This is a genomic window from Paenibacillus sp. p3-SID867 (genome assembly GCF_025142895.1).
Taxonomy (GTDB): Bacteria; Bacillota; Bacilli; order Paenibacillales; family Paenibacillaceae; genus Paenibacillus_AQ.
In genome coordinates this window covers 224,749-249,112 of the sequence record NZ_JAMBDM010000001.1, presented here as the reverse complement: position 1 = coordinate 249,112, position 24,364 = coordinate 224,749, and the positions used below count along the sequence as shown (strand labels likewise).

21 protein-coding genes are annotated in these 24,364 nt (G+C 49.3%); 16 read left to right on the top strand and 5 right to left on the bottom strand.

The window, feature by feature from the left end; all coding sequences use genetic code 11:
• The first annotated feature begins 30 nt into the window (after positions 1-30).
• The 7 genes from rsmB to spoVM all read left to right on the top strand — a co-directional run bounded on the left by rsmB (position 31) and on the right by spoVM (position 7,362).
• The gene (gene rsmB / locus M4D81_RS01210) at positions 31-1,359 is read left to right on the top strand and encodes a 16S rRNA (cytosine(967)-C(5))-methyltransferase RsmB (protein ID WP_397376652.1); all 1,329 of its coding nucleotides are present in this window, start codon (positions 31-33) and stop codon (positions 1,357-1,359) included.
• A gap of 180 nt (positions 1,360-1,539) precedes the next feature.
• Complete coding sequence (gene rlmN / locus M4D81_RS01205; RefSeq protein WP_009592630.1) at positions 1,540-2,580, top strand: dual-specificity RNA methyltransferase RlmN; 1,041 nt, start codon at positions 1,540-1,542, stop codon at positions 2,578-2,580.
• Between the two features lie 6 nt (positions 2,581-2,586).
• A complete protein-coding gene (locus tag M4D81_RS01200; RefSeq protein WP_071223703.1) occupies positions 2,587-3,363 on the top strand; it encodes a Stp1/IreP family PP2C-type Ser/Thr phosphatase in 777 nt (258 codons plus the stop codon).
• Positions 3,360-5,498, top strand: coding sequence for a Stk1 family PASTA domain-containing Ser/Thr kinase (pknB, locus tag M4D81_RS01195; protein ID WP_260064151.1), 2,139 nt, complete (start codon positions 3,360-3,362; stop codon positions 5,496-5,498). The genes M4D81_RS01200 and pknB overlap by 4 nt, the downstream gene beginning before the upstream one ends.
• Positions 5,499-5,549: 51 nt before the next feature.
• Positions 5,550-6,458 (top strand): ribosome small subunit-dependent GTPase A, encoded by a 909-nt coding sequence (gene rsgA, locus M4D81_RS01190; protein WP_071223705.1) that lies wholly within the window; start codon positions 5,550-5,552, stop codon positions 6,456-6,458.
• Positions 6,459-6,461: 3 nt separating this feature from the next.
• Entirely contained in the window at positions 6,462-7,121 is a 660-nt protein-coding gene (rpe, locus tag M4D81_RS01185; protein WP_260064441.1) for a ribulose-phosphate 3-epimerase, read from the top strand.
• Positions 7,122-7,281: 160 nt separating this feature from the next.
• On the top strand, positions 7,282-7,362 hold the full coding sequence (gene spoVM, locus M4D81_RS01180) for a stage V sporulation protein SpoVM (RefSeq protein ID WP_034273235.1): 81 nt from the start codon (positions 7,282-7,284) through the stop codon (positions 7,360-7,362).
• Positions 7,363-7,804: 442 nt separating this feature from the next.
• Here the strand turns inward: spoVM and rpmB are convergent, their stop codons facing one another.
• Positions 7,805-7,993: a 50S ribosomal protein L28 gene (rpmB, locus tag M4D81_RS01175; protein WP_006209230.1), complete on the bottom strand. Its 189-nt coding sequence runs from the start codon at positions 7,991-7,993 to the stop codon at positions 7,805-7,807.
• A 366-nt stretch (positions 7,994-8,359) separates the two neighbouring features.
• Between rpmB and M4D81_RS01170 the strand changes: the two genes are divergently transcribed.
• From M4D81_RS01170 to M4D81_RS01155, 4 genes are all read left to right on the top strand, one after another.
• The gene (locus M4D81_RS01170) at positions 8,360-10,138 is read left to right on the top strand and encodes a DAK2 domain-containing protein (protein ID WP_071223706.1); all 1,779 of its coding nucleotides are present in this window, start codon (positions 8,360-8,362) and stop codon (positions 10,136-10,138) included.
• A 48-nt stretch (positions 10,139-10,186) separates the two neighbouring features.
• Positions 10,187-11,044 (top strand): DegV family protein, encoded by an 858-nt coding sequence (locus tag M4D81_RS01165; RefSeq protein ID WP_216535135.1) that lies wholly within the window; start codon positions 10,187-10,189, stop codon positions 11,042-11,044.
• 14 nt (positions 11,045-11,058) lie between these two features.
• The gene (gene recG / locus M4D81_RS01160) at positions 11,059-13,110 is read left to right on the top strand and encodes an ATP-dependent DNA helicase RecG (protein WP_260064148.1); all 2,052 of its coding nucleotides are present in this window, start codon (positions 11,059-11,061) and stop codon (positions 13,108-13,110) included.
• Between the two features lie 86 nt (positions 13,111-13,196).
• Complete coding sequence (locus M4D81_RS01155) at positions 13,197-13,484, top strand: stage VI sporulation protein F (RefSeq protein WP_113057116.1); 288 nt, start codon at positions 13,197-13,199, stop codon at positions 13,482-13,484.
• Between the two features lie 206 nt (positions 13,485-13,690).
• On the opposite strand, the gene M4D81_RS01150 is transcribed toward M4D81_RS01155, so the two are convergent.
• Positions 13,691-14,398, bottom strand: a complete 708-nt coding sequence (locus M4D81_RS01150; RefSeq protein WP_260064146.1) for an SOS response-associated peptidase — start codon at positions 14,396-14,398, stop codon at positions 13,691-13,693.
• 185 nt (positions 14,399-14,583) lie between these two features.
• Between M4D81_RS01150 and M4D81_RS01145 the strand changes: the two genes are divergently transcribed.
• Positions 14,584-15,885 carry an NCS2 family permease gene (locus tag M4D81_RS01145; protein ID WP_194541759.1) on the top strand — a complete coding sequence of 434 codons (1,302 nt, stop codon included), beginning with the start codon at positions 14,584-14,586 and terminating at the stop codon, positions 15,883-15,885.
• Between the two features lie 241 nt (positions 15,886-16,126).
• Here the strand turns inward: M4D81_RS01145 and M4D81_RS01140 are convergent, their stop codons facing one another.
• Positions 16,127-16,747: a putative glycolipid-binding domain-containing protein gene (locus M4D81_RS01140; protein ID WP_260064145.1), complete on the bottom strand. Its 621-nt coding sequence runs from the start codon at positions 16,745-16,747 to the stop codon at positions 16,127-16,129.
• 236 nt (positions 16,748-16,983) lie between these two features.
• On the opposite strand from M4D81_RS01140, the gene M4D81_RS01135 reads away from it, so the two are divergent.
• Positions 16,984-18,573 carry a sensor domain-containing diguanylate cyclase gene (locus M4D81_RS01135; protein WP_260064144.1) on the top strand — a complete coding sequence of 530 codons (1,590 nt, stop codon included), beginning with the start codon at positions 16,984-16,986 and terminating at the stop codon, positions 18,571-18,573.
• A 66-nt stretch (positions 18,574-18,639) separates the two neighbouring features.
• Here M4D81_RS01135 and M4D81_RS01130 read toward each other — a convergent pair whose 3' ends face one another.
• Together M4D81_RS01130 and M4D81_RS01125 are read right to left on the bottom strand one after the other, a co-directional pair.
• Positions 18,640-19,179 carry an arsinothricin resistance N-acetyltransferase ArsN1 family A gene (locus M4D81_RS01130; protein WP_260064143.1) on the bottom strand — a complete coding sequence of 180 codons (540 nt, stop codon included), beginning with the start codon at positions 19,177-19,179 and terminating at the stop codon, positions 18,640-18,642.
• Between the two features lie 22 nt (positions 19,180-19,201).
• Positions 19,202-19,651, bottom strand: a complete 450-nt coding sequence (locus tag M4D81_RS01125; protein ID WP_260064142.1) for a MarR family winged helix-turn-helix transcriptional regulator — start codon at positions 19,649-19,651, stop codon at positions 19,202-19,204.
• A 285-nt stretch (positions 19,652-19,936) separates the two neighbouring features.
• Between M4D81_RS01125 and M4D81_RS01120 the strand changes: the two genes are divergently transcribed.
• The 3 genes from M4D81_RS01120 to gshAB all read left to right on the top strand — a co-directional run bounded on the left by M4D81_RS01120 (position 19,937) and on the right by gshAB (position 24,203).
• Positions 19,937-20,287, top strand: a complete 351-nt coding sequence (locus tag M4D81_RS01120) for an ArsR/SmtB family transcription factor (protein ID WP_220685971.1) — start codon at positions 19,937-19,939, stop codon at positions 20,285-20,287.
• A 160-nt stretch (positions 20,288-20,447) separates the two neighbouring features.
• Positions 20,448-21,854, top strand: coding sequence for an NAD(P)-binding domain-containing protein (locus M4D81_RS01115; protein ID WP_260064139.1), 1,407 nt, complete (start codon positions 20,448-20,450; stop codon positions 21,852-21,854).
• 18 nt (positions 21,855-21,872) lie between these two features.
• On the top strand, positions 21,873-24,203 hold the full coding sequence (gshAB, locus tag M4D81_RS01110; RefSeq protein ID WP_260064138.1) for a bifunctional glutamate--cysteine ligase GshA/glutathione synthetase GshB: 2,331 nt from the start codon (positions 21,873-21,875) through the stop codon (positions 24,201-24,203).
• The last annotated feature ends 161 nt before the right edge of the window (positions 24,204-24,364 follow it).

The following is a 24,364-nucleotide window of genomic DNA, read 5'->3' as shown; positions in this document are numbered from 1 at the left end:
GGACGCCTGGACTCTCCTCGGGAGCTGGCGATGGATGTATTGACTCAGGTTGAGCAGGAGGGGGCGTACAGCAATCTCCTGCTTAACTCCGCTCTGCAGAAGTCCTCGCTTGCAAAGAGCGACGCGGGACTTGCCACAGAGCTGATCTATGGCACGATCTCAAGGCTCAACACGCTCGATTATTTTTTGGACAAGTTTGTCAACAAAGGGGTACAGAAGCTTCAGCCGTGGGTAAGAGCACTGCTTCGCATCAGTCTGTATCAGGTCATATATCTGGATCGGATTCCGGATCACGCGGTTGTCAGCGAGGCCGTTAATCTGGCGAAGCGCCGCGGGCATCAAGGGATCTCCGGCATGGTGAACGGGGTGCTTCGGAATATTCTGCGCCAGAAGGAAAGCTTGGCGATCCCTGAGAATATGCCGCCGGCCCAGCGCATTTCCTTGCAGCATTCCCATCCCTTGTGGCTGGTGGAGCGCTGGATATCCCAGTACGGGATCGAGACGGCAGAGGCAATCTGTGCCGCAAACAACGAACCGCCGGCTGTCAGCGTGAGAGTGAACACCACCATGATCAGCCGTGACGATATGCTGGAATTAATGAGCAGCCAAGGCTTTGAAGCTGCCCCATCGCCCCTTAGTCCCTACGGGATTGTTGTAAAGGGAGCAGGCAATATGGCCTTGACCGATTGGTACCGGGATGGAATGATCTCGATCCAGGATGAAAGCTCCATGCTGGTCGCTGAGGCTGTAAAGCCTGAGCCGGGAATGCGGGTGCTGGATTGCTGCGCAGCCCCGGGCGGGAAGAGCGCCCACATGGGCGAGCTGATGAAGGATGAGGGCAGCATTGTCGCCAACGACATTCATGCTCATAAAGGCAAGCTGATATCGGATCAGGCCGGCCGCTTGGGACTGGACAGCATTTCGATCGTGACCGGGGACGCGCTGGATTTGGTTGACCGCTTCGAGCCTGCGTCTTTTGACCGAATACTGCTGGATGCTCCGTGCTCGGGTCTTGGCGTCATCCGCCGCAAGCCCGATCTGAAGTGGGGCAAGTCACAGGAGGACATCCATGAAATAGCGGCGCTGCAGCTAAGGCTGCTGGAGTCGGTCTCCACGTTGCTTCGTCCCGGAGGGCTCTTGGTATACAGCACGTGCACGATTGAGCCGCTGGAGAATGAAGGGGTTGTATCTGCTTTTCTGGATAGCCATTCCGGGTTTGGAATCGCGGAAGATGGTCTTGGAGACTTAAGCCGGCTGGAAGGGATATCGCTTCAGCGGGGAGGCGGGATTCAAATTCTGCCCCAGCATTACCATAGTGACGGATTTTACATTGCAAGACTCGGCAGACGTCCCTCTTAAGGGCTCCGCCGCCATGACTATAGTCGTATCCCGCCAATGCCGGCGGGTTTTCCTCTTTTACCGTCTCTTTTATTTATGTTAGAATAGGAAGAATGAAAAAAGAGATGCATATGAATGTAATAGGGAGCGTTCGGAAGAATACTGGCTGGACATCCTCTAAATTAGACAGGTGTGGTGAGAATGAAACCTTTTATATATGATTATTCACTGGAAGAGCTTCAAGCATGGGCTCAAGAGAACGGGGAGCCCGCGTTTCGGGGAACCCAGATTTATGACTGGCTGTACGTGAAGCGGGTGAACGACTTCGCGGAAATGACGAATCTGTCCAAGGAGCTTCGGGCCAAGCTGGAGCAGGAATTCAGTTTCGTTACCTTGACGGAAATCACCAAGCTGGAGTCGAAGGACGGAACGGTCAAGTTTCTATTCGGCCTGCATGATGACCATGCAATCGAGACCGTCATCATGAGGCACAATTACGGCAACAGCATCTGCGTTACAACGCAGGTTGGCTGCCGTATCGGATGTACGTTCTGCGCATCCACACTGGGTGGCCTGAAGCGAAATCTGACCTCCGGCGAGATTGTTGCCCAAGTGGTCCAGGCGCAGAAGATTCTCGATAAGACGGGAGAACGTGTTAGCAGCATCGTGATCATGGGCTCAGGTGAACCGTTTGAGAATTATGAAGCGACCATGAAGTTCCTGCGCACGATGATCCATGAAAAAGGATTGAATATCGGCCAGCGCCACATTACCGTTTCGACGAGTGGCATTGTGCCTAACATCTATAAATTCACGGAAGAGGATACCCAGATTAATCTGGCCATCTCCATTCATGCACCGAACGATAAGCTGCGCTCCAAGCTAATGCCTGTTAACCGTCGGTTCCCATTTGACGACGTGATTGAGTCGCTTCGTTATTATCAAGCAAAAACCGGACGCCGCATTACGTTTGAATACGCCTTGATCGGCGGCGTAAATGATCAGGTTGAGCATGCCGAAGAGCTTGCGGACGTCATTAAGGATATGAACTGCTTCGTCAATCTGATTCCGGTTAACCATGTGCCGGAACGGAAATATGTTCGCACATCGCGTAACGATATTTTCAAATTTCAACGTGCGTTAGCAGACAAGGGGGTCAATGTGACCATCCGTCGTGAACAAGGCCATGATATCGCTGCCGCTTGCGGTCAGCTGCGGGCCAAGCATATGGAGTTGAGGTGAGAAGATTTGATCAAGACGGTTCATGTAAGCCATGTGGGACGCGTCCGTCCTGTTAATGAAGATTCGGTATTTGTTAGCACACTGGAGCATGGCTATACCTTGGGAGTGGTTGCTGACGGTATGGGAGGTCACCTTGCAGGTGACACCGCCAGCAGGCTTGCGGTAGATACCGTGGCCGAGGATTTGTCCTCTTTGGAGGAGGACATGTCCATGGAAAGTATTCGGGCTGCGCTTGGTGATGCCATATTGCATGCCAATGCAGTTATCTATCGGGAAGCCTCGGCTGATGAGCGGCTTCACAATATGGGCACGACGATTGTAGCGGTGCTGCTGCGAGGTTCCGAAGGTTATATCGGACATATCGGGGACAGCAGGGCTTACAAAGTCGTTCCCGGACAAGTGATTCGACTCACAGATGATCACACATTGGTTAATGAGCTTTTTAAGAGTGGTCAGATTACGGAAGATCAACTGGAAACCCATCCCCGGAAAAACGTATTAAGCCGGGCACTTGGAACGGATGTGGATGTGACGGTTGAGCTTACACCGGTTACGATCGGAGAAGGCGAAGTGCTGCTGCTCTGCAGCGACGGGCTCAGCAACCGGGTCAGCCGCGAGCTGATCGGACAAATTTCCGGTTCACTTGACCTTCCTCTGGAAGAAAGAGCGGATCGCCTGCTTCAACTGGCACTTCTTGCTGGCGGTGAGGACAACATCACGGTGGCAATGTTTGAACATCAAGAAGAAGTTGTCGGGCAACGTATAAAGGGGTGGGATTCATGATCGGACATGAATTGGCTGGTCGTTATAAAATTATTGAACGCATCGGTGGCGGTGGCATGGCGCTGGTCTACAAGGCTCAGGATATTTTGCTGAACCGGAATGTAGCGATCAAAGTGCTGCGCCAGCAGTTTGTGCACGACGAGGAATTTATCCGCCGTTTCCGGCGTGAGGCACAATCAGCGGCTTCGTTGTCGCATTCCAACGTGGTCAGCATCTATGATGTGGGCCAAGAGGAAGATGTGCATTATATCGTCATGGAATATATCGAAGGCCAGAACTTGAATGAAATCATAAAAGAACGGGCACCGCTGCAGGTGGAAGAAGCTGTGCGGATTGCTACCCAGATTTGCGATGCGCTGGGACACGCTCATCATAACCAGATCATTCACCGGGATATTAAACCGCATAATATTCTGATTGGCCGTAATGGGAGGGTCAAAGTAACGGACTTTGGCATTGCCAGGGCGGTCACGTCGACAACCATTACGCAGACAGGCTCCGTTGTGGGCTCTGTGCATTATTTCTCGCCGGAGCACGCCAAGGGCGTCGTTACGGGCGAGAAATCGGATTTATACTCCCTTGGTATTGTGTTATATCAAATGCTCACGGCCCGTCTTCCTTTTCTGGGCGAGAGCCCGATTAGTGTTGCTCTCAAGCATCTCCAGGAGGAATTTGATGAGCCTAGAGAAGTGAACCCGCTTATTCCTCAAAGCGTGGAGAACATCATCCTGAAGTCCATGCGCAAAAACCCGGAGGAGCGTTATCAGTCCGCGGAAGAGATGATGGACGATCTTGAGACGTGTTTGATGCCGATGCGACTGAACGAACCGAAGATGGAGTTTGAGGACGATGCCGATTCTACCCTGGTCATGCCGGCGCTCAAAACGATGCAGCGCAGCAGTCAGCACCATCATGACGATGACGACGACTCGGATGACGAGGAGTTTGAGGCAAAGCCGACCGGCAAACCGAAGAAAAAATGGGTCAAGCCGACCATCATCATCGGTTCGGTGCTCTTGTTCCTCGGCCTTATGTATGGTGTTGTCATGTATGTGAGCAATATGCTTGAGGTACCGGAGGTTAAGGTGCCGCCAGTTGTAGGCATGACGGAGGAGGATGCGATCCGCGAGCTTGAGGCCAAAGGCTTGACGGTGAATGAGGAAGTCATTCGTGAATATAAACCGAATGTGGACGAAGGCATCGTGTTTGCCCAGGACAAGGAAGCTGAGACCATGCTGAAGAAGGGGTCTCCGGTTCAATTGTCGGTTGGGGATGCGAAGCCGCTTCCGGAAATGCCGGACCTTAATGGGATGACGTTTGATGAGGCTGTTGCTGCGTTAAAAAAAATTGGCGTTAAGGAAACCTCCATTAAACGATCGTCCGAAAAAAATGATGAAGTTCCTCAAGGCAAGATCTTTAAACAAAGTCCAGAAGCCGCAACAAAAATCGATCCGGAAACGGAAGTAATCAACGTAACGGTAAGCGAGGGCAAGAATTTTGTTCCTATGCCTGGCGTGGTTGGCCTAGAGCAGGAGAATGCCGTCAATATATTGGAGTCCAATGGTTTTACGGTAGAGGCAATCAAAGAGAGATCCAGTTATGAAGTGAAGAAGGGCATCGTAGTAGAGCAGTGGCCGCATGAGGCCAATGAACAGGTTCCTCCAGGCTCCAAAATCACGCTGTTCGTCAGCTCAGGCTATCCTTCGGATGCGCTTGAGTATAATTACAGTGTACCGGTCTCACCAAGCGTGGAAGGCCAAGAAAGCAAAATACGGGTTGTCTTCACGGACGCGCTGGGAGAAAACCAGGAAGCCGTGAACAAGACCATTACGACCTCGGAAATGGTACCTGTCAAGCTGCTGCTGGCTCCCGACAAGCATGCAACGGTCATGATCTTCCGTGACGGTCGCCAGGTGGATACGTACAGCGTAAGTTACAGCGACGTCAAGAACGGCACCGTGCCGCAGCCGACCTTTGAACAACCGCCTGTTGAACCTGATGTGCCGGTGGACACTAATCCGGATGAAGGAAATGGCGAGGACGGTTCGAACGAGGAAGATGATGCGGCTTATCACTGGGATAACGGCAGCGAAGGAAACGGCAAGGGCCGTGGCAAAGGCAACGACAACGATTAGAAACAAGTCGTGAGAATACTAAATTTCAACAAGAAAGGTGAGGCCTATTATATGCTAGAGGGACTGATCGTGAAGGCACTAAGCGGATATTATTATGTCAAACCCATGCAGGATGGCAACATTATATCCGGGGAGGACCCAGCGGTTCAATGCAGAGCCCGCGGCATTTTCAAAAAGAAAGGCATCTCTCCGCTCGTTGGAGATCACGTTATGTACTCATTGACTGAAAATGGGGAAGGGACCGTGGACGAAATTCTTCCACGGTCTTCCCAATTAATTCGCCCGCCTGTCGCAAACGTCGACTTGGCGGTGCTGTTGTTTTCGGTCAAAGAACCGGATCTGAGCCTGCATCTGCTGGACAAGTTTCTGGTACATATAGAGCATGAGGGCCTTGAGGCATTGATCTGTCTGACAAAGCAGGATCTTGTGGACGCCTCCGACGATGTGCTGGAGCAGGTGAAGCGTCAGTATGAAGAGATTGGTTACGAAGTGTTGATTACCAGCTCTCTGCAAGGGATCGGAACCGAAGAGGTGAAGAAACGGCTGGCCGGCCGAATCAGTGTCTTCTCCGGTCAATCCGGTGTCGGGAAATCGTCCCTGCTGAATGCATTAATGCCTGGCCTCTCGCTGGAGACGAGCGAAATCAGCCTGCGGCTTGGCCGCGGTCGGCATACGACACGCCATGTAGAGTTGATTGAGCTTGATAACGGGGGGTATGTCGCCGATACCCCCGGTTTTAGCCAACTGGATTTTCTGGAGCTGGGTGTCGAGGAGTTATCGACCTGTTTCAGAGAATTTGCTCCTTATGCTGCCGAATGCAAATTCAGAGGCTGCAGTCATCTGCATGAGCCGGGCTGCCGGGTGCTCCAAGCCAAAGAGGATGGAATCATCCTGGCTAGCCGTTATGAGCATTATGTGGAGTTTTATACGGAGATGAAAGAGAAGAAACGGAGGTACTGAATGATGATAAAAATTGCCCCATCCATATTATCAGCGGATTTTGCGAAGCTGGGACAGGAAATTAAGGAAGCCCAGGCCGGCGGAGCCGATTGGATTCATGTGGACGTCATGGACGGACACTTTGTACCTAATATTACGCTGGGCCCGCCGATCGTCCAAGCCATCAGACCTCATACGAGCCTGACGCTTGACGTGCATCTGATGATTGAACAGCCGGAGCTGTATATTGCGGACTTCGTCAAGGCTGGAGCCGACCTGATCACCGTTCATGCCGAGACCTGCCCGCATCTTCATCGGGTCATCCATCTGATCAAAGAGTTTGGCGTGAAGGCCGGCGTCGCGATCAATCCGGCTACGCCGGCCCATGTCCTTCAGGAAGTGCTCCCCGACTTGGACTTGGTGCTGGTAATGACCGTGAACCCGGGATTTGGCGGACAGGCTTTCATCGAGCGGACCATAAACAAGATCTCGCAGCTGCGTGAATGGATTTCAAACTCCGACAACCCGAACATCCATATTGAAGTGGATGGCGGCATTACAGCGGAGACAGCGCCGCTTGTGGTGGAAGCGGGAGCGGATGTCCTGGTTGCGGGCAGCGCCGTATTCGGCAAACCGGATCGCGCGGCAGCCATTGCAAAAATCCGCGACAGCGTAACATCTTGACCAGAACGTGAACAACGGGATGCATAGGGCGCGGGTTTCCCGCATAAATATGGTTACATGAGCTGGGTTCTCATGTAGCCTTTTTTGTCTGTGTTCACATCTATGGGCTTGGTGCATAACATAATCTAGGAAGGCATGAGAATGATGGGGAGGGTGAGACATGAAATTCTATACGTTCAAGCTGCCGAAGTTTTTGGGAGGTTTTGTGAAGGCCATCTTAAATACGTTTCACAAGAGCTGACAGCTTGTCCCGGCGTAACAAAACCTCCGCCTGGGACTGACGCCGCCTAGCCGGTTCTGGGGAAAGAGGCAAGAACACTCCGATAGAGCGCATGGAGGACATACCGCAGCTGCATGCGGAGGTTTTTCTTGCGGTATAAGAAAGCCAAAATGCGCGATAGTTCTCCTTCGCTTTCTTATATCAAAAGAAGAGTGTCTAGCGACGTACTTATCGAGGACAGACCGCGTTCGACCGGAAGTTTTTCTTGCGATATAAGAAAGCGGAAGTTGTGCTCTTTCATCTTTCTTATATCTAAATAAAAAAAGCACCTGCTAACTGCTCAGGGTGCTTTTTGTTTAGAAGGAGAATATGTATCTAAACGCAAGAAAAACTTCCTTGTCCCGGATCGCCCACAAATGGTGCCTGGAGATTAAGAAGTTTTTCTTCATATAACACAAGATGATTATACGCGAGTCACTTTACCGGATTTCAAAGCGCGAGTGCTGACGTATACACGTTTTGGCTTGCCATCCACCAAAATGCGAACCTTTTGAACGTTGACACCCCAAGAACGCTTGTTGTGATTGTTAGCGTGAGAAACATGGTTACCACTGCTTGGTTTCTTGCCAGTTACATAACATTTGCGAGCCATTCATTACACCTCCTTGTTCCTAACCCTGCATGAAACAATACTTAAATATAATATCACAGTAAAAATTGCTCCGTCAACTGTCCTAAAAACATTTATTTCTCTTTGCCATTATAGTACAATGTTGATTAGTCCATAATATTTCCGAAGAAATAGTTCGTGGGCTGGTCGGCATGGCTCTCAAGAAGCTTGGGAACCGCCGCAAAGCGTAGAGGACGAGAGGATAGCCCATCATAGATTTATGATCCATTAATCATGATAAGTCTTTTATTTACTGCTTGGGCATTTCGTCAGCTATAAGCTATGAAATAGATATGAAATTTACGACAAGAAGTGTTATGGGTATCAAGCCAGGAAGGGGAATTCTCATTGAGTAAGCGTTCTTTGAATGGAACAGAATTTACCGCGATGGTCCTAGCCGGAGCGGAGCAGCTGCAGCAGCACGCAGAACACGTCAATTCCCTGAATGTGTTCCCGGTGCCGGACGGCGATACGGGGACCAACATGAATTTGACGATGACTGCAGGTGTGGCAGAACTGAAGAGTAAGTACTCGGAGTCCGTCGGGCATAGTGCCGGTGTGCTATCCAAGGGGCTTCTGATGGGAGCCAGAGGGAACTCGGGGGTTATTCTGTCCCAGCTGTTCCGCGGTTTCAGCCGATATGCGGCACCTTATACAGAACTAAATTCTCATCAATTCGCCGCAGCACTGCAGACAGGCGTAGAAGCTGCGTATAAAGCTGTCGTGAAGCCTGTTGAAGGCACCATCCTTACCGTAGCTAAAGAAGCGGCCAAGCATGCGGTCTATTTCTCCCGCCGCAACAACGATATCGTGGAATTGATGGAGCAGGTGTTGGCCAAAGCCAAAGAAACACTGTCCCAGACGCCTGATATGCTCCCTGTTCTGAAGCAGGTTGGCGTTGTGGATTCGGGTGGCCAGGGCCTGGTTTACATTTATGAAGGTTTCTTGCAGGTGCTAAGAAAAGACGCTCCGTCCGGATCGTTTGCTGTTGCGGAAGGACAAGCTGAACAGAGCAGCAAGGCACCGGCCTTCCAAGCGGTTCCTGATTTCTCGGCGGTTCAAGCTCCGGCCTCAGCCCAGTCCAGACTGTCCACAGAGGACATTGAATTTTTATATGACATGGAATTCTTTATTAATAGGCAGCTCGGGGAAGGAACGGGTGCAGACTTTGATGAAGATAAGTTCCGGAAAGCGCTTGCAGTGAATGGTGATTCCATCATTGTTATCGCCGATGACGAGACCATCAAAGTTCATGTGCATTCCAAGGCTCCGGGCGAAGTGTTGAACCTGGCACTACTGTATGGAGAAATCACCCAGATTCATATATTGAATATGCGCGAGCAGCACCGTGATTTGCTGACAACGGGAATGGACATCGCACCGATGCCCGAGTTGTTTGCGGATATTCCGGCAGAGACCGTAACACCGGAAGCTCCGGCTGTTCCTCCGGCAGACGAGATCGCACCGTACGGGTTCATTGCAGTATCGTCAGGGGAAGGCATCTCTGACATATTCAAAAGTCTGGGCGTTGACGTCGTTCTCTCCGGAGGACAGACGATGAACCCGAGCACCGAGGATTTTGTCAATGCGATTTCTTCGATCTCGGCTCAGCAGATTTACATTCTGCCGAACAACTCCAACATCGTGCTGGCTGCCCAGCAGGCGAGAGAGCTTCTCGAAGGCGAGCGCAGCGTAACGGTCATTCCGAGCAAGACGATTCCGCAAGGGATCGCGGCTGCATTTGCTTTCCAGGAAGATGAGAATGCGGATATGAATACCGACAACATGCTGGATGCGATCACTCGTGTGCAATCAGGTCAGGTAACCTATGCTGTTCGGGACACAACGATTGATGATCTGGAGATCAAGGCCGGTCAATTCATCGGCATTCGCAATTCCAATATCGTTGCAGCGAACGAGGATTTGATTACGACCTCCCAGGATTTGCTGGGTAAAATGCTGGAGTCCGGCGATGAAATCGTGACTCTGCTTACCGGGGCGGACGCAAGCGAAGAATCGACCAACGCACTCACGGAGTGGCTCGGCGAGCAGTACCCTAACGCAGAGGTTGAGGTACACTACGGCGGACAGCCGATCTATTCCTATCTGTTCTCCGTTGAGTCTTGATAAACAACGCTTTGACATTATGCAAGGTACATTTTAGGAGGGGTTCCGGTGAATAAGACCGTTATTGTGACAGACAGCACAGCGGATATTCCGGCAGACCTGGCGAAGCAACACAACATTCATATTGTGCCGCTGAGACTTATGTTCGGGGAAGATACGTATTTGGACGGAGTCGAAATTACGCCGGGAGAGTTCTACAAAAAGCTGGTGCAATCGCCCCAGCTTCCAACGACCTCCCAGCCTTCACCCGCAGATTTTGTAGCTGTGTATGAGTCCATTCTCGAACAGCACCCCGGCTGCTCCATTGTGTCCATTCACATCTCATCCGGCTTGAGTGGAACGTATCAGTCCGCATTGCTTGCAACCTCTCTAATCGAAGGAGAAGCGGATATCACCGTATGGGATTCCAAATCGGCGTCCTACGGTTTCGGACTATTCGTGGTTCATGCAGCGAAGCTCGCACAAGAAGGTGCGGCTGTTCCAGATATTATTTCGTCGCTTGAGGATCTTCGCTCCAAGCGCCGTCTCTACTTCCTGGTAGACACGCTGGAGTATTTGCAGAAGGGTGGGCGAATTGGCAAGGCTTCGGCCGTGCTTGGCACCCTGCTTAACATTAAGCCGATCCTGTCCATTGACGGCGAAGGGATTATCTTTCCGGTAGACAAGGTCCGTGGTCGCAAGAAAGCGACGGCCAAAATCATTGAGCTGTTTCAACAGGATCTATCCGGTGTGAAAAATATTAAAGTGGCTGTGGGTCATACAGCTGACCCTGCTCAGGTTGAGGATTTTCTGCAGCAGCTGTCCGCTGTGTTTACAATCGAGGAAACGGTGTATTCCGAGATCGGTCCGGTTATCGGCACGCACGTTGGACCGGGAACCATTGCAGCATATATATGGCCTGCTTAAGTGAGGTAGATGATATGAGTCTCAAACTCGATCAAATATCCGTCAGACAGATCAACGGCGTGAGCGCCCTGAAAGAGGGGGAGCTTCACGCCTTTGGCGTCTCTACGGTCAAGGATCTTTTGGAGTATTACCCCTTCCGGTATGAGGATTACCGGCTCCGTTCCCTGAGTGAAGTCAAGGACGGGGACAAAATTACCATTCAAGCCAAGATCGCGAGCGTGCCGGTACTGCAGCGCTACGGGCGTAAATCCCGTCTCACCTGCAAAATGCTCGCTGAAAACTGGATGTTCACCGCAACCTGGTTTAACCGGCATTTTCTGAAAGACCAGCTTACGGCCGGCCGGGAGATCGTGCTGACGGGCAAGTGGGATCAGCGCAGAATGCAGCTTACGGTGTCCGAATCCGAGTTCCCGGATAAGGGAGCCTTTCGCAGCGGAACGCTGCAGCCGGTGTATTCCATCGGCGGGAAGATCACGCAATCCTGGATCCGAAAAACGATGGGACAGGCATTGGAACAATACGGGGAGATGATTCCCGAGATTTTGCCGCAATCCCTGCTCAGGAAATATGATCTGATGCCGCGTAAAGCGGCGATTATGACGATCCATCAGCCCGTTGACTCCCGGGAAGGTCAAGAAGGGCGGCGCCGGATGGTGTACGAGGAGCTCTTCTTGTTCCAATTGAAAATGCAGGCGTTCCGCGCGCTAAACCGGAGTCGGATGGACGGTGTTGTACATACGGCTGACAATGCAACGATCCGCGAGTTCGTGCGCAGCTTCCCGTTTGAGCTTACCGATGCGCAGAAGAAGGTGGAGCTGGAGATTTTGCATGATATGCGTTCCCCTTACTGCATGAACCGCTTGCTTCAAGGGGACGTCGGTTCGGGAAAAACGATTGTTGCCGCCATCGCTCTGTTCACAACGGTGCGCTCGGGCTTTCAAGGAGCCTTGATGGTGCCGACGGAGATTCTTGCCGAACAGCATATGCGTTCCCTGCAGAAGCTGTTTGAGCCATTTGGCATTAACGTCGGCCTGCTGACGGGCAGCGTAACGGGGAAGAAGCGTAAAGACCTGTTGGCTTCCTTACAGATGGGGTTGACGGACGTTGTCGTGGGCACCCATGCGCTCATCCAGGATGATGTGTACTTCCGGGAGCTGGGACTCGTCGTAACGGACGAGCAGCATCGTTTTGGCGTGAATCAGCGAAGCGTACTTCGCCGTAAAGGCTATAACCCGGATGTGCTCACGATGACGGCGACGCCGATTCCACGGACGCTGGCCATTACCGCCTTTGGCGATATGGATGTATCCACGCTGTCAGAGCGCCCGAAAGGTCGTATTCCCATTACGACCTATTGGGTCAAACATGAACTCATGGACCGTGTGCTCGGATTTATTTCCCGGGAAGTAAATCAAGGACGTCAGGCATATCTGATTGCTCCTTTGATTGAAGAATCGGACAAGCTGGACGTTCAGAATGCGATCGATTTGCATGTCCAGATGCAGCAGGCCTTTCCTGCATATGCTGTGGGCCTGCTTCACGGCCGTATGACGCCTGCGGAGAAGGATGAAGTCATGCGCCAATTCTACAGCAATGAGGTCCAGCTGTTGATTTCCACGACGGTCGTTGAGGTTGGCGTCGATGTGCCGAACGCAACCTTGATGATCATTATGGATGCCGATCGCTTCGGTCTGTCCCAGCTGCACCAGCTTCGGGGCCGCGTTGGCCGTGGGCAGCATGCATCGTATTGCGTACTTGTGGCCGATCCGAAATCGGAAGTGGGTCAGGAGCGGATGCAGGTTATGACCGAAACCGAGGATGGCTTCGAGGTATCCCGGAGGGATTTGGAGCTTCGGGGACCTGGCGATTTTTTCGGTACGAAGCAGAGCGGACTGCCGGAGTTCCGGCTGGCCGACATGGTCGCCGACTTCAAAGTAGTGGAGGAGGCCAGGGGCGATGCAGCGGCTCTGGTCAGCGACAGTTCCTTCTGGACGTCTCCTGAATATGAGCCATTGCGCGACTTTTTGCAGCAGGAGAAGATCTTTCAGGGCGAGATCATGGATTAATAACATGAATCTGTTGGCACAATGGACAGACCTTCGTCATATACTCAAAAAAGGTAGCAGCATTTATGACTGGAGGTGCTTCAACATTGAGTTATCAGCAGTACGGGATTAGTCCGCAGCTGGTAGAACGAATCAAGCTAAAAATGAAAAACCCGGCGGTCAAGGAAAGAATTAAAGGGCTGACTCAGGGGTTGACCAAGGCAGATCTTCAAAATAGCGCAAAAGTCCATCAATTGATCCGGACTGCCAGCGGCATCTTGAATGAAAAGCTGAGCTCCACGCAGGAGCAGCAAATGGTTCAATTCGTGCTTGCACAGCGCATCGATCCGAACAACACCTTCCATTTGATCAAGCTGTGGGGGATGTTTCGATAACAATTGGATGACATCAAGGATTGACTTTGCATAGAAGAAGCCCCTCTCGGGAGTGTTTTCTCCTTATGAGCAGGGGCTTTTGATTTGGGATATGCAGGGATAAAACGTTCCTGACGTTCTTCCGCAAATGGAGTTTTTGATTTATGTTCCAATCGATAGCAGAAAAAGCGGAAATTGAAGAGGAATCCCGAACCTTTCCGAAAGATTTAGCTGCCCGTAATGGAGCGGATGCAATCCTCCGTGTCATTTTTAACGGAGTTCACGGTGGTGCTGACCGGAACGGCCTGCATTTCCTCCGCGGGGTAAGGCTTCAGAAGCTCTTTGAGGGATTGCAGGAAGGAAGGGCTGCTATCATTGGAATGAGAAGACGTCTGTCGTTCAAGCCATAGTGCTTCGTCTGCGGGTCTCAGAATGACAGGCATCCGGTTATGGATCGGCTCCATGAGTTGATTGGGTGAGGTGGTGATGACGGTGCAGGTGCTGAGCTTATCTCCGCTCGGGGTGATCCAGGTATCATACAGACCGGCCATGCTGAATATTTCACCGTTCCTCAAGCCGATGCGAAAGGGCTGCTTGCCATTGTCGTTTTTTTGCCATTCGTAAAAGCCGTCTGCAGGAATCAGGCATCTTTTCCGATAAAAGGGCATCCTATAGGCAGGCTTGTCTTCCAGCGTTTCACTGCGCGCATTGATCATTTTGGCTCCGGCCGAGGAATCCTTGGCCCAGGATGGGACAAGCCCCCACTGCAGCTGACCGATTCGGTTGGTGCTGCCGTCGTTAATAATCGCCGTGACCATCTGCGTTGGAGCGATGTTGTACCGGGGAATGTGAAAAGGAGATACCGATTCGGGATCGATGAGATATCTGGTCATCAGTTCTTCCCAAGTGACCGTGAGTGTAAAGCGTCCGCACATCGTTTCAAGCCTCCTGTTATTTGCTGTCGCTTAAGATTTGAATAGATTGTCTAATTAAGATTTTTAATGAGTTCAGAACGAATTTGCTACGTAGAGAGTTGTGTTTGAGTATATCAAATATTGCCTAACTTACCAAAAGGGTCTGGCTCATTGCCAGACTGAGCATCATGAATGGAGGATTTTTCGTGTTTGATTTGAAAGCTAACGGTACCTCGGTTAAGACAGAAGTTGTTGCCGGGGCCACGACGTTTTTCACGATGGCGTATGTGACCGTTGTGAATCCGCTGATACTATCGCAAGCAGGTGTGCCCTTTGAGCAGAGCTTCACGGCTACGATTATTGCCGCTGTGATTGGTACACTGCTGATGGGGCTTGTAGCCCGCTACCCGATCGCTGTGGCGCCGGGGATGGGCTTGAATGCCTACTTCACCTATTCCGTTGTTCAGGGACATGCCGGACTTGGGTATATTGAAGCTTTCTCGGCGGTATTTATAGCCGGTATTCTGTTTCTGGTGTTATCGATGACTTCCCTGCGGCGCAGGCTCATTGAGATGATCCCGTCGAATTTGAAGCATGCGATCACGGTCGGTATCGGCCTGTTTATTGCTTTTATCGGTTTGCGGATGAGCGGCATCATTACAGCGCATCCGGACAATCTGGTAGCGCTCGGCGATCTGCACCAGCCATCGGTTGTACTGGCCTTGGTAGGACTTGCGGTTACGCTTGTGCTGCTGGCCCGTGATGTGAAAGGTGCCTTGTTTATCGGTATGATTATCACCGGGATTATTGCTTATTTTGCCGATATGCTTTCCTTTACGAGCGGGATTATGTCAGTACCTGCGCTGCCGGAAGGCATCTTGGTATGGAACCCGATTACCGCTGCCTCGGATGTGATCAGGCATGGGCTCTATGCCGTTGTGTTCTCGTTCCTCCTGGTGACGCTGTTCGATACCACAGGTACGGTAGTTGGCGTGGCGGAGCAGGCGGGGCTGATGAAGGACAACAAGCTGCCTCGTGCAGAACGTGCCATGTTCTCCGATTCGGTGGCAACCGTGGCCGGATCCATGGTCGGTACAAGCCCCACCACCGCTTATGTTGAATCTGCAGCCGGCGTTGGCGCAGGCGGTCGGACTGGATTGACGGCGGTCGTCGTTGCCGCATTATTCGTGGTAGCCGCCTTTTTCAGTCCGCTGATCGGCGCGGTTGCCGGGTTATCCGCCATTACGGCACCTTCGCTCATCGTAGTGGGCTGCCTGATGCTGAGCAGCGTTCAGCACATCCGGTGGAATGATTTTGATGAAGCGTTCCCCGCGTTTCTCGTCATCCTGACCATGCCGCTTACGTCCAGCATCGCGACCGGGATCGCGCTCGGTTTTATTTCTTACCCACTGATGAAAATCGTCAAGGGCAAGTGGAAGGCGGTTCACCCGTTGATGTATATTTTTGCGGTGCTGTTCGTACTGCAGCTAGTCTTTGTCCCTCATTGATTCAGGAGCATTAGGCGCATGAAAATCCCCTGCAAGGTCTAAGCAGACCCGGCAGGGGATTTTTGGCATGCCGATAAGTATTGTAGCGGATCACCGAATTCTCGCCGATGGATACTTTCTCCGAAAATGAGCGTGAGGCTTGCTTGTAACGGTCGAGATGATGCTGCAATGAACGGTTCCGGGTTGTTGTTTTCGTCCGGTTACAGGGATCCTCCTTCTGGTGGACATGGACGCACAGGGCTCAGCGAGCTCGGCTCCATACGTCGGCGTACCTCGTGACGAGGCCGTGCTCGTCAACCTCCAAATCCGCTTGATAGGCACCATGGTTACTCTCATAACGGTAGGTATACTCGCCCGTACGCGTATATTGCTGGGGAAGGGGGGCAATGGTTAGACTCGGGAACTGAATCCAGACGGCCGTCATGGACGTGCTCTCTCCAGGCTTCAGCTTCAAGCGTCGGATCGGCAGGGTGTTGGTTGAAGGGGTAATCCCGAGATCAATGTCGGTCATGCCGGCAAATCCGGTGAGCTCAGTATCGCCGTTCCACCAGCGGCCGTCATCATCCCGCTCCAGGTGAAGGGACTGAACTTCCGTGCCGCTTGAGAGCTTAATCTTTACATTCCGGGTCTGCCAACTGCGGGTGGTTTCAACCTCATAGGAGCAATGGAGCGGCCGGCCATCCAGTCCGGCTACGACCATTCCGGTGAGCGTGAACCTGGTATGGTGGCGATAGAGCCGGCCATGCTCCAGAGAGGGGAGATCGTGCCTGTTCCAGAGCATCGACTGCAGAAGCTGGCCAGGGATGGTGGTTTTTTGTCCGAGGAGATGGTTGTCTGCCTCTGCATATATGTTGTCGTTCAAAGTGAGATCACATCCTTATCAAAAATGGAGACTGTTCCTCTACATTGTATAACGAACATATGTTTGTTATAAAGCGATAAGCGATAAATAAAGTACGTGTTACTCCATGACAAGTCGCAGCCTTTAACACAAAACGCTTCATCCATATATGGACGCATAAACGATTGTGAAGTAATATGTAAAGATCGTATAATCATCCGGCAATATTTTTCATCAAGAGTAGGGGAGCAGCCGCCGTGAACATACCTAAACAACGCATCAAAATCAGTCTAGCCATGGTTATGCCTGCGCTGGTTTCATTATCCATTCTCATGACGATGTCGATTATGTTCTATATCCAGTATAAAAACGAGAAACGATCCTTATACAACAACACCATGTCCCTTAATTTATCCTCCGCACAAAAAATGGCGGTTACCATTGAAGCTCTTTTCTCAGGGATGCGCCAAAGTCTTCGCGCCTCTGCCAACAATCCGGCTATTGAGGCCAGCGCGGCATCCGATCAGAAGGAACTGCAGGTCATTTTTGATCTGATGCTGCAGAGCAGCCCTTACTTCAACTCCGTATTTTGGGCCGATCAAGCGGGTACCATTCGCGTGGTTTCTCCTGTGGGGAATAATTTGAATCAGGCCCGATTAAAAACGGAGGGGACTACGGAGGCGCTACAGGATAGAAAGTCCTATATATCTGCACCGTATAGAACTCCTGCCGGACGCTGGATTGTCCTTGCGAGCGAGCCGATTTTTGACAGCTCCGGCAAGTATCACGGTATGATTGGCGGCACAATCTACTTGGAAGAAAACAATATATTGCATCGGATCTTCGGTTCCGGTGCGGGGAATGAAGAAGAATCCTACTCCTACATCGTGGATTCCGGTGGGATTCTGCTCTATCATCTGGATAAAAGCCGGGTAGGTGAGGATGTCAGTTCTAATGTCGTGGTGAAGCGGCTCATGGGCGGCGAGAGCGGCATGCAACGCGTCATGAATACGCATGGTGACGATTATTTGGCCGGTTATGCCAGCGTTACGATGAATGGCTGGGGGATTGTCATGCAGACGTCGGTAAGTTCCATCCTGGCCGATGTCAATCGCAACTTGGAAGACCAATTGAGAAGCATGCTTTTTCCGATCGTGCTTATGCTGGTCATAGCCGCCTATACGGCTGCAAGAATTGCCGCTCCGTTTACCCGGCTGTATAAATTAACGAAATCGGTAGCAGCTGGCCAAACGGTGTCTTCCGAGGAATTCCGGCCGCATTGGAATCGGGAAGCGGATCAATTAAATCAGATTATGCGGGCTGCTGCCGAATCGTTGGCCAAGCAGACCCTTTCGTTACAGCAGGAAGCCATCACGGATCCATTGACAGGGCTGTCCAATCGCCGAGAGCTGGAACGCTGCCTTGATTCATGGGAAGAGCTCGGGGATCCATATGCCGTTATAATGCTGGACATTGACCATTTTAAAAGCGTAAACGATACTTATGGCCATCAAACCGGCGACCGGGTCCTGAAGCTGGTGGCAGCCGTCATGATGGAATGCGTTCCAGCGGATGCGGTATGCTCCCGTTTTGGCGGGGAGGAATTTGTCGTTCTTCTTCGCGAGCGGAGCCAGGACGAGGCATACCTCACCGCTGAGCGGATACGCAGCGCGATCCTGATTTCCCCGATCCCTTATTCCGGAACGCTTACCGTCTCGATCGGCGTATCCTTATATCCTGAACATGGCAGGAACCGAGAGGACGTATTCCAGGCGGCGGATATGGCGTTATACCGGGCGAAGGGGGAAGGGCGGAACCGGACGGTCGCGGCAGGATTATCGGTGTAAAAACAAACGTATGTGTTGTATCAGCAAGGAGGCATGTCTCTATGGGACAGCCTCCTTTTATTAAATTCAAATATTTTTGCTGATGAAAGAAATCGAGGGATTTGTCCCCTTGTTCAATAACTTCTCCATAATCTTGACGTCCACGAACTCTCCATCTAAGATGCCTTGGTTTTCAAGAACACCGACGTCGCGGTATCCCAGTTTATGATATAGGCCTTGACCGTTTTGATTAAATGGAAAGGTGAACAACACGATTTTATAAAACCTTTGTTCCTTTGCAATTACCTCAAGATGCTGAAGCAGCAAACCTCCGATTCCTTGGCCTCTGAATGCCCGATCGATGTATATGGATAGGTCGGCAACACCGTCATAAGCACATCGCTGCGAGTAAGGGTTGAGGGAAGCCCAGCCGATCACCTCGCCAGCGAACTCGGCTACAATGACAGCGTAACGATCTTGGCGTTGTTGGAACCAGTTATTCATATATGCAATATCCTTCACATCCATTTCAAGGGTTGCAATCCGATCCTCGATTCCTTGATTATAAATGTTCAAGATTCGTTCCATATCGTCATTGACTGCTGCTCTAATCGAAGTGGTGTTCACTGTTGGTTCCCCCTATAATTATTTATTCAGATATTGGGCTGCAGCATTTACTGGATTTGGCCATTGCATCGTTGAAAATCTTAACGGAGTGAAGCACGGTTTCTTTTTCGAACTCGGTCATATACGAAAATACTTCGTTCAGGTAGTCATTCATTTGTTGATCAATGGTAGTCGCTATAAACTTTCCCTCCGTCGTAAGAGCCAGCGTATAAACTCTTCGGTCCTGTGGATCCTGAGTTTTTTTCACTAAATTCATTTTGATTAGGGATTGTACCTGTCTGCTAAACGTCGTAATGTCGGTTCCAAGCGTATCTGCAATCTGTTGCATGGAAGGGTTGTGCTGCCGATCCACTTCGTATAGGATGTGGCTTTGTACTAATGTGACATCGTTTCCTCCAACACTGCAGCAGTTTTTATTAAGTAGACCAAATCTTCGGGTCATGATCTGAAATAACTCGCGAGCATTTTCCATTGCTAAATCACCTCTTGTCATAGTTATACAACATACACTTGCAGTATGCAAATAAATATTAATCCATATAATATAATGATTTGCAGTTCAATAAGCTGGGTGAATAATTATTAAATCAAAATATTTTGATTTAGTCCTTGAATATGAAATTACATCATGATATGCTTCATTCATCAAAATTAATTGATGGATGGTGGAAGTCCAATGACGACGATGAACTCTTCGGCCCATATCACTGTACAACCAGCCGCTGTTTGTTGCTGCTGCTAAATGGAGGTTACGGTTATGATCAAAGAACTGAATGTTATCCAGGGATCCAGCGAGACTGTTGATTTTACCCAATACGAGGCTAAGTTCAAAGCATTGGCGGATCAGAAAAGACTGAAAATCATGCATGAACTCAGCCAAAAAGGAAGCGTCTGCGTCTGTGACCTGATGGAAATTATGGAAATGCCTCAGTCTAAGCTATCCTATCACCTCAGAGTCCTACTCGATGCCCAATTGGTCACTCTCGAGACCAGAGGAACCTGGAGCTATTATGAATTAAATCATGCTGTAGTCAACCGGCTGCTTTCACCGGATTTGTGCTGCATTTTCCGTACAATGGATGCCAAACAGAGTGGATGCTGCTCATAAGATCCGCAAGAACTGTTGGTTTTTTACTGTAATCCTAATTTGATTTATAGTTGCAAAATACAAGTTATTAAGTTTTGTTTATAGTTTAAAACAGATTTCTTCTTTATTTAGTCAATAAATCAAAAAAAATTGATAAGTAGAAATGCAGGAGGATTTATGTATGAAAAACATTGAATTTAAGGTAGCTCCAACATCTTGCTGTACACCCCTGGTAACAACTAAAACTAAAGAAACGGTCAAGGAGGAGCATGCTTCCTACAACAATAATCTGCCGGTCGCGATTATCGGTGCCGGTCCGATTGGCTTGGCAGCCGCAGCGCACTTGGCGGAGAGAGGACAAAAATTCATCCTTTTTGAAGCCGGGCCCAGCATTGGTCAAAACATCCTGCAATGGGGACATGTACGTCTTTTTTCACCATGGAAGTATAACCTCGATAAAGCCGCTGAGCGTCTTTTACGCAATCATGGGTGGAAGCCTCCCGTTCTAACGGATTTGCCTCTTGGTCAAGAGTTGGTTCATCAGTATTTGGAGCCTGTGGCAAAATTGCCTGAATTAGAGCCTTACATTAGGTTGAATTCCAAAGTCATCTCCATAACGAAGAAGAACACAGATAAAATGAAATCCGCAAATCGTGAAGCTGCGCCATTTGTACTATATGTTGAAACAAGCGTCTCCACCGAGCGGTTTGAAGCACGGGCGGTGATCGATGCCTCCGGGACTTGGGGTCATTCGAATCCGCTGCATGCAGACGGGATATGGACACGTGAAGAGCGTGATCTGAAAGATCGCATTTATTATGGAATTCCGGATTTATCAGGAGAACAAAGGCAGAAGTATACAGGGAAACGTGTAGCAGTTGTAGGAGGCGGGCATTCGGCGATCAACACATTACTGGATCTAGCCAAGCTTAAAGAGACGGATTCGGATACGGAAATCATTTGGGTGATGAGAAAGAAATCGGTGGAAGAAGCTTACGGTGGGGAAGAGAATGACCAATTAGAGGCACGAGGAGCACTTGGAAGCCACATTCACCAGCTGATTGATGCCGGCCAAATCCAAGTGGTTACTCCATTCATGATCGAAGGGCTTTCCAAAAACGATGGAAGAATGACAATCAAGGGGAATGTAAATGGCGAAACTGAGGATATCCAAGAAATCGACGAAATGATCGTAAATACAGGAAGCCGACCGGATTTCTCATTCTTGAGTGAGATTAGACTTAGCATTGATCCTGCTACGGAGAGTGTTGAAGCGCTTGCGCCCCTAATCGATCCCAACGTGCACAGCTGTGGAACCGTAAGACCCCATGGCGAAAAAGAGCTGCGTCATGTAGACAAGAACTTTTATCTCGTTGGAATGAAAAGTTATGGCCGGGCACCAACCTTCCTTATGGCAACAGGCTACGAACAGGTTAGATCCATTGCGGCATATCTCGATGGAGATATGGAATCCGCGCTAAAAGTTGAATTAGAGCTGCCCGAGACCGGCGTGTGTGGAATTAGCAGTGCTCCGAATGCCAACGATTGTTGTATGCCTGCTGCCTCATCTACTTCGGAATGCAATTAATATGAAGGGGTCATATACATGATGAATTTATTGAATCGTGAACTTATACAGGTTGTAATAGACCATACACTTCAAAAGGATCTACTTCGGGGTCATTTCGGTTTAGAAAAAGAAAATGTACGGGTCGATCAAGATGGAAAACTTGCATTGACACCCCATCCAGAAGCCTTTGGGAATAAGACGGATAACCCTTATATTCAAACTGATTTTTCAGAGAGTCAAATCGAGCTAATAACCCCCGTGTTTGAGTCGATTGAAGAGACTTATCATTTCATGGAAGCCTTGCAAGACATTGTTTCTGTGGAATTAGAAGGGGAATATTTGTGGCCAAGCAGCAATCCTCCTATGCTGCCCGAAGAGAAAGAAATTCCTATTGCCAACATGAGCGATCCCATTGCGGACGATTATCGAAGTGAACTGGCGGATAAGTATGGTCGTAAAAGACAGTTGTTAAGCGGAATTCATTATAATTTCTCGTTTGATGAGAAATTTCTTACAAAACTATATAATACCCAGGTGCTGCACAAAGACTTTAAGGAGTTCAAAGATGCAATTTACTTTAAAGTAGCCCGTAACTTGATGAGGTACCGTTGGCTGCTTATTTATTTAACAGGGGCAAGTCCTGTTTTTGACAATACCTATATTGAGCAATGTGTTAAATTAGCGAATACCCATGACAATAAAAGTTATTATTTTCCGATCATGAACTCACTTCGGAATAGTATGTGCGGCTATCGGAATGAAAAATCGTATTATGTTTCTTTTAATTCGGCCAAAGAATACGTTCATGACTTAAACAGGCTGATTCAACAGAATGAATTACTGAGTGTAAAGGAATTTTACAGCCCCGTTCGCTTAAAAACCGCTAAGGGGATCAACCCCTGCCAGGAGCTTGTGGAAGATGGGGTAGCATACTTAGAGCTTCGATTTATGGATATCAATCCACTTCACAAGATTGGAATAAGCAAAGAAATCATGCACTTTATACATTTGTTTATTCTCTTTATGCTGCTTAAAGCAGATGAATCCTTCCATGAGGAAGATCAAAGGATAGCTGAAGAAAACCAAGATCAAGTGATTATGGAAGGTATTAAAGGTTATTTAAACGAGCCGGAGTATAGTCAGTTCACGATGGAGGAAATGGCACTTGCTGTTATCGATGAAATGAAGGATATGGTGCAGCTTTTGTTTCCTAAAAATGAGGATTTTCAGCACATTCTGGACGATGAAAAGCAAAAGATTCTTCATACGGAGCTGAATGTTGCATCCAGGGTGAAGTCTGACATTCAAAAATCATCCTATCTGACATACCATTTGGAAAAGGCGAAAAAATATGCCCAGGACAGTATGCAAAACGGATACCGTTTTGCAGGGTATGAGGATCTCGAATTATCAACCCAACTGCTCTTAAAGGCAGCGGTTAAACGCGGCATACGCTTTACGTGGATGGATCGGGACGAGAATTTTGTATTACTTTCAAAAGGTAATCATCAAGAGTATGTGAAGCAAGCTACGAAAACTTCATTGGACTCCTATAGTACGGTGTTAATGATGGAAAATAAGGTTGTTACGAAAAAAGTTCTCAAACAACATGGAATTCGTGTACCGTTAGGAGAAGCATTTCAGAGCTTGGATGAAGCAATGTCCACCTATGAAACCTATCGCGGTAATCCCATTGTGATAAAGCCCAAATCAACCAATTTTGGGTTGGGCATTACGATCTTCAATCAAGATTATTCGAGAGAGGATATGGAAAAAGCGTTTGAAATCGCATTTACTCACGATCAAACGGTTCTTCTTGAGGAATTTATGACAGGAAAAGAATATCGCTTTCTGGTCATGGGTGATCAAGTTGTAGGGGTCCTGCATCGTGTGCCTGCAAATGTCGTCGGTGACGGTGTTCACACGATCGAACAGCTTGTTCATGAGAAAAATAAAGACCCACTTCGAGGTAAAGGGTATAAGACTCCCCTTGAGAAAATTCAGTTAGGGGAAGCGGAAGCGATGTTTTTGAAAAATCATGCTATGAGTTGGAACGATATCCCCCAACAAGGGGAGGTTATCTATCTAAGAGAAAATTCGAACATTAGCACGGGTGGAGACAGTATCGATTTTACGGATGAAATGCCAAATAGCTATAAGGAACTTGCCGTTCAATCAGCTAAAGCTGCAGGAGCGGTCCTATGTGGTGTGGATATGATGATTGATTCTTTAGAGGAAGAAGCCACCGATACCAATTACAGCATTATTGAAATCAACTTCAATCCAGCGATCCATATCCACTGTTATCCTTACATCGGAAAAAATAGAAAGGCAGATGAAAAAATTCTGGATTTATTGTTTGGTTAGTTTCGATTAGGGCGATGTAAGTTGATTCCATCGGGAAATGTGTCGCAGGAAACCAGGATGCACGCTGGTGTTTTTGAATGAGAAATTATTGGGAGTTGAGTCTACACACTTGAAATCAAGTGCGCTTTCGATTAGCATATAAGCATTAAGTTATATGGTTA